Below are 341 nucleotides of genomic sequence, written 5' to 3'. Positions count from 1 at the left end.
CCTTTGCCATAGTCCCCGTCGTACCAGGTACCGGCCCCGTCCATGGCATCGTAAAGCCAGCCGGGAATATCCATGTGACTTTCCCCGGTGGGGGTGTCCGGTACCAGCCGCAGGATCAGCCGTACCCCGTCGGCCCGCCACTGCGCAAAATGGCAGCGCTCTTCCAGTGCGGCAAAATCATATTCTCCCTGCCGGGGTTCCAGCTCATTCCAGTACACCGGCACATAGGCAAAGGCCACATAGGGGTCCTGACGGTAGTTTTCGCCCCAGGCCACCAGCCCTTTCATGGGGTTGGTGACGGGTTTGGGCCCCGCCGGGATCTCTGCCGACACCAGAGGAAC

At 62.2% G+C, this 341-nt stretch carries 1 pseudogene; it reads right to left on the bottom strand.

The features are described from left to right. Positions 1 to 341: pseudogene (locus tag H6B10_RS15805) on the bottom strand (DUF4874 domain-containing protein); the annotation flags it as partial.

It is taken from the genome of Gemmiger formicilis (assembly GCF_016901605.1).
GTDB lineage: Bacteria > Bacillota > Clostridia > Oscillospirales > Ruminococcaceae > Gemmiger > Gemmiger formicilis_B.
Note: the sequence above shows the minus strand (reverse complement) of the source record. Positions and strands in the feature narration are given on the sequence as shown.